The sequence below is a fragment of the Pseudanabaena sp. 'Roaring Creek' genome (assembly GCF_001402795.1).
Lineage (GTDB): Bacteria > Cyanobacteriota > Cyanobacteriia > Pseudanabaenales > Pseudanabaenaceae > Pseudanabaena.
This window is the reverse complement of sequence record NZ_LIRE01000319.1, coordinates 1-9,308: the sequence shown is the minus strand read 5'-3', so window position 1 is coordinate 9,308 and position 9,308 is coordinate 1. Positions and strand designations below refer to the sequence as shown.

Sequence of the window (9,308 nt, the reverse complement as noted above, 5' to 3'; positions counted from 1 at the left end):
CCACTCATCTTTTATATTGCTATGTCTTGATGAGATTAGTTAGGATTCCCGATAGAGGCTGATATTCTCCTTTGAGGCAAAATACTTATATTGCTGATGATTGATCATCAATTCATCGAGCATCTTTTGGACTAAATTCCAGTCAGCAAAACCATGCTTGGTCTCAGCAATGATTTGTTGGCGGAGAGTTCTGACTCGTTCGAGGTTAGCGGATGTCATATTTTCGATTCTCGTCGTTTTGTCCCATTGATTATTAATTTACAGCTACTACCACCAAAAGTTCGGTATCACAGAGATCAAAAAAACGATATTTAAGTCTTGAGGTTATGATATTTGGATTAGAAAATAATCTTACATCGAAATTACTTAGAAAATATTCTTTTGTTTTTTGTTTTTGGCGATTATTCCTAATCGGTAAGGTTGAGTGGAGCTTCGCGCTACTCAACCTTACCGATTAGGTTCTCTATACGGGATGCTCTACTAAACAAATCTCCCCTTGATTGTCGATGCAATGGCATACTGAGAGTTATAAGCAGGTATGCAAATTACTAAGGGCTCTCACCGAAACTTTTTCGCTAACCTATCTATCTTTATTTCTAGGCAGGACAACTTAATTAATGCTGATGTATACAGTTGAAATCACCCTCAAAAATAATCCGATCGCTTTGTCTGTACAGCGCAAGGAGCAGGAAAATGCCGATGCACTTTATCGCGTAATTGCCAATGCGATCGCCGATGGCAATACCAAAATCTTGGAATTAACCTGTGAAAAGCAAGAAGGTAAAAAGATCTCCGTATTAACGAGCGAGATCTCGGCGGTGCAGGTTTCTGAAAAATCAGGGGCTTCGGCAAATATGGGCGCGGGCTTCATTCGTGGCTAGCCATTAACCAACGGTGTCGCAAACTAACGGTGTTACTGGCTCTGTGGGCGACACCGTTATTTATATATCTGTCATATATCTGTAATTACCTGCAACTAACCTTGCAATTATCTGCAACTACCTGCAATTAATAATGCTAACCGATCGATCTATAACCACCGCCATCAGCGTTCGCGATCTTAACTTTGCATGGGCTTCGGGCGAACCTGTCCTCGATCGCTGTACGCTATCTGTACCCAAAGGGGAATTTTGGATGCTGTTAGGTACTAATGGCAGCGGTAAATCGACCTTACTGAGGTTGTTAGCAGGCTTGCTAAAGCCTACCTCGGGTGATATTGAGATTGGCGATCGCCTTGGGTTTGTATTTCAGAATCCCGATCATCAGTTGGTAATGCCCACGGTGGGTGCTGATATTGCCTTCGGGCTAGTATCGGAAAATCTTTCCTTCCAAGAAACTCAGCAAAGAGTCGAAGAGTCTCTCAGGGCTGTAAATCTCATGCAAATGATCCGTCGCCCGATCTATGCCTTAAGCGGAGGACAAAAGCAACGGATCGCGATCGCTGGGGCGATCGCTCGTCATGCTGAAGTTTTGTTACTTGATGAACCCACAGCCTTACTGGATGGCGAAAATCAAACGGAGTTGGTTGCCTCAGTACGAGAATTGGTGAAACAAAAAAATTTAACTGCCCTTTGGGTTACACATCGCTTAAACGAACTCGATTACGCCGATGGCGCGTTTTTATTGGAACGCGGTAAAGTTGTGGATAAGGGCGATCCGATGCGATTAAAGCAATTATTGCTAGAGCGCTCCTAAACCGATGGTGATTGATATTTACAGTCATAGAGTTGCGCCGCAACTCCATGACTGTAAATATCACCAATTTTTAACGGACGTGGCAAATGGAGATTATGGAAGACCAGCAAAATTTTCTTTACGAATACGCCAAGTTTTGTCTAGAGCAAGCCCAGCATGGTGTTGATACGCTCGGCACCAAATTGGCAGGAGTAATGGAGATCAGCGCTCTCTTGCTACTTGGGTTGCGAGTTACTTCCACATTTCAGATTTATGTCAAACCCGAACAGGAAAATCTCTATTTTATTTATCTGAGTCTGAAGCTTTCCGCCTGCGTTTCTTTGGCGATCGCGATCGCTTTTGCGGTACTCGGACTATATCCACGTAAGGTGACGACTACAGGGCTTTCGCCCGAAGTCTTGATGCAAAAGGATGGAAGTTTGCAGGCTGCGATCACAACTACATGGATGAAGCAAATTGAAGATTTACAAGCCTATAAAACTGAACGTACTGTATTTTTGCGTAAGGCTATGATTTCCCTCGCACTCGGTATTGCGATCGCCTCGCTTGCTACGGCCGATGCTTTTATGATGGCGGTTAGTATTGGGCAATAGGATGCTTTGTTACTGGACTAAATTTATAGCTACAATCACTTGAATTAGGACAAATCAAAACCCAAGAATTAATGGGCGGCGCTTTGTGCCGCCCATTAATTCTTGGGTTTTATGTCCTAGTACATTTGGGGACAGCTATATTACCAAATTCCTTATCAAATTCCTTACCAAATTCCTTGCGAGATTAGCCAACAAGCCAATTAGCATCATGCGCTACATACTACATGATCGCCATGAGGCTATAAAATGTATTGCGAGTTACCTAAGAAATACAAGATTTTATGCCCCGCCGTAATGACATCCACAAGATTTTGTTGATTGGGGCTGGTCCGATTGTGATCGGGCAAGCCTGCGAATTTGACTATTCGGGAACCCAAGCCTGTAAAGTTTTACGGGACGAGGGCTATTACGTGATCCTAGTTAACTCCAATCCCGCTACGATCATGACCGATCCCGCCACAGCCGATCGCACTTATATCGAACCCATCACCCCTGAGGTTGTTGCTCAAATTATTGAGAAAGAGCGTCCCGATGCAATTTTGCCAACCATGGGTGGACAGACCGCATTAAACACAGCGGTTGCTCTTGCTAAAAGCGGTGTTTTAGAAAAATATGGCGTAGAGCTAATTGGGGCAAAACTGGATGCGATCGAGATGGCGGAGGATCGCAAACTATTTAAAGAAGCGATGGAGCGGATTGGCGTTGCCATGTGTCCGTCGGGCTTGGGTACGACGATGGAAGAGTCCCGCGAGATCGCCCAAGAGATTGGTTCCTATCCGCTCATTATTCGTCCTGCCTTCACTATGGGCGGTACTGGTGGGGGGATCGCCTACAACCAAGAGGAATTTGAAGAAATTTGTGCCTCTGGCTTAGAGGCTAGTCCCGTATCGCAAATTCTGATCGAGCGATCGCTGATTGGCTGGAAAGAATACGAGCTAGAGGTAATGCGCGATCTTGCCGACAACGTGGTAATTATTTGCAGTATCGAAAATATCGATCCGATGGGTATCCATACGGGTGATTCCATTACCGTGGCTCCCGCTCAGACTTTGACCGACAAAGAATACCAACGCTTGCGGGACTACTCGATTAAGATCATCCGCGAAATTGGCGTAGAGACAGGTGGCTCGAATATTCAATTCTCGATCAATCCTGCCAATGGCGAAGTCGTCGTCATTGAGATGAATCCGCGCGTCTCCCGTAGTTCGGCTTTAGCCTCTAAGGCGACAGGTTTCCCGATCGCTAAATTTGCGGCGAAACTTGCCGTAGGCTATACCCTTGATGAAATTTCTAACGACATCACCAAGAAAACCCCAGCCAGCTTTGAGCCAACCATTGATTATGTCGTTACCAAAATTCCTCGCTTTGCCTTCGAGAAATTTCCAGGTTCGGAGCCAATTCTGACGACTCAGATGAAGTCGGTCGGTGAGGCGATGGCGATCGGGCGTACTTTCCAAGAATCTTTCCAAAAGGCATTGCGATCGCTGGAAGTTGGAAGGTTTGGCTTTGGTGGCGATCGCGAAGAAGTTCTACCTGACCTCGATAAAATTAAATATAGTTTGCGGACTCCAAATCCCGATCGCATCTTTTCGATTCGCGATGGCTTTTTGTCAGGGTTGTCAGTGCAGGCTATTTTTGAACTCACCAATATCGATCCTTGGTTCTTGCAAAAAATGCGCGAGATCACGGATGTTGAACTGGCGATCAAGGGCAGAAAACTGGATGCCATTCTGAAGGATGAGTTGCTAGAGATTAAGCGGATGGGCTTTAGCGATCGCCAAATTGCCTATCTCACAGGTACCCATGAAGATACCGTGCGTACCTATCGCAAATCGCTAGGAGTAATTCCCTCTTACAAGACCGTTGACACCTGCGCCGCCGAATTTGAAGCCCTTACGCCCTATCACTATTCCACCTACGAAGAAGAATCGGAAATTCTCCCTTCCACAAAGCGGAAAGTAATGATCTTGGGCGGCGGGCCAAATCGCATTGGTCAGGGGATTGAATTTGACTATTGTTGTTGTCATGCTAGCTATGCATTGCGGGCGGCAGGTTTTGAAACAATCATGGTTAACTCTAATCCTGAAACCGTTTCCACCGATTACGATACTAGCGATCGCCTTTATTTCGAGCCATTGACCCGCGAAGATGTATTGAATATCATTGAAGCCGAACAGCCCGAAGGCGTGATCATTCAATTTGGTGGGCAGACTCCCTTAAAACTTTCCGTCCCCCTATTACGATACCTAGAAGAGCATGACTCCACGACTAAAATTTGGGGAACCTCGCCTGATTCGATCGATATTGCGGAAGATCGGGAACGTTTCGAGGCAATTTGCCAAGAATTAGGAATTACCCAACCGCAAAATGGGCTTGCCCGTTCGGAAGATGAAGCCGTGGCGATCGCCCAGCGTGTTGGTTATCCCGTAGTCGTACGTCCTAGCTACGTTCTTGGCGGTCGAGGCATGGAGGTCGTTTACTCCGATGCCGAACTAGAAGACTATATGCGCCGAGCGATTATCATCGAGCCAGAACATCCTGTACTCATCGATCATTTTCTTGAAGGCGCGATCGAAGTCGATGTCGATGCGATCGCCGATCAGCTCGGCAATGTTACCATCGGCGGCATTATGGAACATATCGAAGAGGCAGGCATCCATTCAGGAGATTCGGCCTGTTCGATCCCGACATTTTCCTTGCCCCCTGAGGTGCTGAGTACTATTCGCCAATGGACAATTAGCCTCGCGAAATCCCTCAATGTAATTGGCTTGATGAATATTCAATATGCGGTGCAGTTGAATAACAACAATCTCAAAGAGAGTAAGGTTTTCATCCTTGAAGCGAATCCTCGTGCTTCACGCACCGTTCCCTACGTTAGCAAAGCGATTAACGTTCCGCTCGTGAATTATGCTTCGAGAATTATGGCGGGCGCAACTCTTGCGGAGTTGGGATTAACCGAAGAGGTCATTCCCAAGCATATTTCCATCAAAGAAGCCGTACTTCCCTTTGCTAAGTTTGCAGGAACCGATACGATTTTGGGTCCTGAAATGCGATCGACAGGTGAAGTCATGGGCATTGATACCGAGTTTGGTCGAGCCTTTGCCAAGGCGCAAATCGCCGCAGGAACTCACCTTCCCCTCGAAGGGACTGTGTTTCTCTCCGTAAACGATCGCGATAAAAGCGGTATCACCTCGATTGCTGAAGCCTTTGTCGAACTGGGCTTCAAAATCGTAGCAACGGAGGGAACCTATAAAATTCTGCGCCGCAATAATATCGAATCCAAGCAAGTTCTCAAAGTCCATGAAGGTCGTCCCCATGTTGGCGATTCTATGAAAAATGGCAAAATTCAATTGATTGTCAATTCCCCTAGTGGTGAAGAGGCAAAAACCGATGGCAAGATGATTCGTCGTACGGCTCTTGCTTACAAGATCCCCGTAATTACCACTCTTGCGGGCGCAAAAGCAGCGATCGCCGCCATTCGGTCTCTTCAAACTGGAGCAATTTCTGTAACTGCACTTCAGGACTATAAATAATACCAAGTTAAGAAACCATTTAAGAATTCACTAGATCCCCCCCAGCCCCCCTTAAAAAGGGGGGAGAATTAAATTCTTCCGCAATACCGAGCAATATGAGATTGATGAGCCTATCCCCCTTTTTAAGGGGGATTGAGGGGGATCTCTTAGAGCTTTTGATCGCAGAAAGTAATTCTTAAATGGTTTTTAAGAAATGGCTACGTCATTGCTTAACTTGAAAACCCTTACTCGATTTAGCTTTTATAGCTATATTCACTTAAGTCAGGACATCAAACCCAATAGAGAGTTGCGGCGCGAAGCGCCGCAACTCTCTATTGGGTTTGATTTTTGTTCTATTTTAAAAGCCTAAAAGTAAAGGCTTTTACTTTTGGGCTATGAGAAAGGGTTTGCATAGCAAACCCTTTCTCATAGCTCGTCACGTTATTTAAACACCAGTTTGTCTTCCTCAACGGTGATGCTTATTGTCTGACCTTCGCTAAAGGTTCCTTCGATGATCTTGGTAGCGATCGGATTTTCGATTTCTCTCTGAATTGCTCGCTTGAGAGGACGCGCACCATAGGAAGGATCGTAACCGACCGCAGCAATATAATCCTTTGCCTCTTCGCTCAATTTGAGAGAGAGCTTACGCTCGCTAAGACGACTCTCAATGCGTTTGATTTGTAATGTGGCGATCGCGCGAATCTCACTGCGGCGGAGAGCATGGAAAATTACCGTTTCATCAATGCGATTGAGAAATTCGGGACGGAAGTGATTGCGCAGGACATCGATCACGCGATCGCGCATTTCATCATAGCGAGAGTCCGCATCAATATCTTCTGCTAAATCTTTGGAAGTTTCGAGAATGCGATCGCTGCCAATGTTACTGGTCATGATGATGACAGTATTTTTACAATCAACTAAGCGACCCTGACTATCGGTAATTCTGCCATCATCGAGGACTTGCAAGAGAATATTAAATACATCGGGGTGAGCTTTTTCGACTTCATCGAATAGGACTACTGAGTAGGGATGGCGGCGCACTGCTTCTGAAAATTGTCCGCCTTCTTCATAGCCGACATATCCAGGCGGTGCACCGATTAGCCGCGATACGGAATGTTTCTCCATATATTCCGACATATCGATACGCACCATCGAAGCATCGGAATCAAATAGAAATTCCGCAAGCGCGCGCGCGAGTTCGGTTTTACCAACGCCCGTTGGTCCTAAAAACAGGAACGAACCAAGGGGGCGATTGGGATCGTTCATACCCGCACGAGCCCTGCGAATTGCTGAGGCTACCGAGGTTACAGCTTCTTCTTGACCGATGACCCGTTCGTGCAAATGTTTCTCTAGCGTCAATAGTTTCTGCCGCTCTGAAAGTAATAACTTCTTGAGAGGAATTCCCGTCCAACGCGCCACAATTTCCGCAATGTCATCTTCAGTCACTTGCTCACGGAATAAAATTGAACCATCGGCTCTCGCTCGATTCAACTCCAATTCCGCTTCATCAAGATTCTTCTCTAATTCTGTCAGTTTGCCATATTTCAACTCGGCGGCACGATTGAGATTAAATTCGCGCTCGGATTGCTCGATTTGTAGTTTGGTTTGATCGATCTGTTCTTTGAGCGATCGCAAATTATCTATCGTATCTTTTTCTTGCTGCCAGCGATCGTCGAGGCTGATTTGGCGATCGCGCAGTTCACTCATTTCTTTCTCAAGCCGATCGAGACGGTCTTGAACAGCCTTGCTGCTCCTAGTTTTATAGACGACCTTGCCTTCTGCCTCGACCCTTTCTATGGGTGTAAAGTCACCCTCCTTTTGTAAGGATAGCCTTTCCATCTCTAATTGCATCAGGCGACGATCGATTTCATCTAATTCTAAAGGTTTAGAGGTTATCTCCATTTTTAACTTTGCGGCTGATTCATCCACCAGATCGATCGCCTTGTCGGGTAAAAAGCGATCGGTAATATAGCGATTGGAAAGAGTTGCCGCCGCCACTAATGCTGAGTCGGAAATATTTACCCCATGATGGACTTCGTAGCGTTCTTTTAAGCCCCGCAGAATCGAGATCGTATCCTCTACTGTCGGCTGATCGACGAGCACCTGTTGAAAGCGCCTTTCGAGAGCGGCATCCTTCTCAATATATTGGCGATATTCATCGAGCGTAGTCGCGCCAATACAACGCAATTCACCTCTTGCCAGCATCGGTTTGAGAATATTGCCCGCATCCATTGCCCCCTGCTGCGTTGCCCCTGCTCCAACCACAGTATGCAGTTCGTCAATAAATAGGACGATCTTGCCATCGGAATTCAGAACTTCTTTAAGCACTGCCTTCAAGCGATCTTCAAATTCGCCGCGATACTTTGCCCCTGCAATCAACGAACCCATGTCAAGGCTGATAATCGTACGGTCTTTCAGCGACTCGGGTACATCCCCACGGATAATTCTTTGGGCAAGCCCTTCGGCGATCGCCGTTTTGCCCACCCCTGGTTCGCCAATTAGAACGGGATTATTTTTTGTCCGTCTTGACAATACCTGAACTACGCGCCGAATTTCATCATCACGACCGATGACGGGATCGAGCTTTCCTTCCTTTGCCTGCTCGGTAAGGTCGCGACCATATTTCTCTAGAGCCGCATATTTAGCTTCAGGATTTTGATCGGTAATGGTTTGACTGCCACGTACTGCCTTGATCGTTTCTTCTAATTTCTTGCGATCGATACTCAGATCTCGATAGAGACGCTTACCAAGGCGATCGTCGTCGATCAAGCCAATCAGCATATGCTCGATCGCCATAAATTCATCGCCAAAGCTCTTGCGGCTCTCCTCAGCACGATCGAGCCACACTTCCAAATTGCGTCCTAAATACAATTGTTCTGGGCTTGCCACGCGGGGCTGTCGCCGTAAAAATTCTTCTACCTGTCGTCGCGCCCTTGCCATCGGCACTGACATGGCTGTAAATATGTTTGCGGTCAAGCCTTCTTCCTGCTCCAACAGTGCCATCAGCAAATGCTCGACTTCTAGTTGTTGGTGTTGCGATCGTCTTGCGACCTCTTGCGATTTGACGATCGCTTCCCATGCTTTTTCAGTAAATTTTTTCGGATCGGTTGGTTGCATTGACTTTGATTACAGCAGGAGCGCTTGTGATGACTAACGATAGTTAAGATAAGTTTACATTATCGTCAAAGCTCCTCAACTTAAAACCTTGGGGAGAGTGCCGCCCACGGGCGGCACTCTCTATATTAAGTAGCTAGGCATAATTAAAAACCAAAACCAGAGAGCGTACCGCCCGCTACGCGGGCGGTACGCTCTTCTAGGTTTTAAGTTGACTTATTCCTATCAAAACCCAAGAATTAATTGGCGGCGCTTCGCGCCGCCAATTAATTCTTGGGTTTTATGTCCTAGTACATTTGGCAGTACATTTGGCGACAGCTACATTAATGAACGAGTGGCAATACCAAGGTAATGAAGTAATACACCAGTGGGGCAGTGAACACATAACTGTCAG

Annotated in this window: 6 protein-coding genes; 4 read left to right on the top strand and 2 right to left on the bottom strand. The window is 46.3% G+C overall.

Annotated features, from left to right (window positions below; all coding sequences use genetic code 11):
• Positions 1-39: 39 nt before the first annotated feature.
• Entirely contained in the window at positions 40-219 is a 180-nt protein-coding gene (locus tag AC805_RS10910; protein ID WP_055075464.1) for a hypothetical protein, read from the bottom strand.
• 404 nt (positions 220-623) lie between these two features.
• Here AC805_RS10910 and AC805_RS10905 point away from each other — a divergent pair, with 404 nt between their 5' ends.
• The 4 genes from AC805_RS10905 to carB all read left to right on the top strand — a co-directional run bounded on the left by AC805_RS10905 (position 624) and on the right by carB (position 5,821).
• Entirely contained in the window at positions 624-881 is a 258-nt protein-coding gene (locus tag AC805_RS10905) for a DUF3107 family protein (RefSeq protein ID WP_055075463.1), read from the top strand.
• Positions 882-1,014: 133 nt separating this feature from the next.
• Complete coding sequence (locus tag AC805_RS10900) at positions 1,015-1,695, top strand: energy-coupling factor ABC transporter ATP-binding protein (protein WP_055075462.1); 681 nt, start codon at positions 1,015-1,017, stop codon at positions 1,693-1,695.
• Between the two features lie 95 nt (positions 1,696-1,790).
• The gene (locus tag AC805_RS10895) at positions 1,791-2,288 is read left to right on the top strand and encodes a hypothetical protein (RefSeq protein ID WP_055075461.1); all 498 of its coding nucleotides are present in this window, start codon (positions 1,791-1,793) and stop codon (positions 2,286-2,288) included.
• A 281-nt stretch (positions 2,289-2,569) separates the two neighbouring features.
• Positions 2,570-5,821 (top strand): carbamoyl-phosphate synthase large subunit, encoded by a 3,252-nt coding sequence (carB, locus tag AC805_RS10890; RefSeq protein ID WP_055075460.1) that lies wholly within the window; start codon positions 2,570-2,572, stop codon positions 5,819-5,821.
• A gap of 420 nt (positions 5,822-6,241) precedes the next feature.
• Here the strand turns inward: carB and clpB are convergent, their stop codons facing one another.
• A complete protein-coding gene (gene clpB, locus AC805_RS10885) occupies positions 6,242-8,917 on the bottom strand; it encodes an ATP-dependent chaperone ClpB (protein WP_055075459.1) in 2,676 nt (891 codons plus the stop codon).
• Between the last annotated feature and the right edge of the window lie 391 nt (positions 8,918-9,308).